At 63.7% G+C, this 411-nt stretch carries 1 protein-coding gene; it reads right to left on the reverse strand.

Annotated elements, in window-relative coordinates:
* Positions 1–241 precede the first annotated feature (241 nt).
* Positions 242–409, reverse strand: coding sequence for a zinc-binding dehydrogenase (locus M3147_RS19850; protein ID WP_368859841.1), 168 nt, complete (start codon positions 407–409; stop codon positions 242–244).
* Positions 410–411: the final 2 nt, after the last annotated feature.

Genomic DNA, 411 nt, shown 5'->3' on the forward strand with positions numbered 1-411 from the left:
CCCGCACCCTGCACCACTTCGTTCAGCAGCGCCTGGTTGCCGGCCAGCCGGCCGTGCATCTTCCAGTTGCCGATCACTCGCTTTGTTCGTTGTTTCGACATCGTGTCCGTCTCGTCACTATCTTGTCATTAACGTGCCGGAACCCGGCCGTCAGGTTGGATCTGGCGAAGCAAACCCGCGATTTTACTGCGCGGGGCTTGAACCGGTCAAACCGCGCATGTCAAGCCCGCCGCACGGGGCGTCAGGCGTTCGACCCCCAATCGAGCACGATCTTGCCGGTATGCTCGCTGCTTTCCATCAGCGCATGCGCCTGCGCGGCGTCCGCGGCGGGCAGTACGCGATAGATCACCGGCTTGATGCGGCCGTCGGCGAGCAGCGGCCATACGCGCGCCTTCAGTTGCGCGGCGATAT

Origin of the sequence: Agromyces mediolanus (assembly GCF_023715325.1) — a bacterium.
GTDB lineage: Bacteria > Actinomycetota > Actinomycetes > Actinomycetales > Microbacteriaceae > Agromyces > Agromyces mediolanus_A.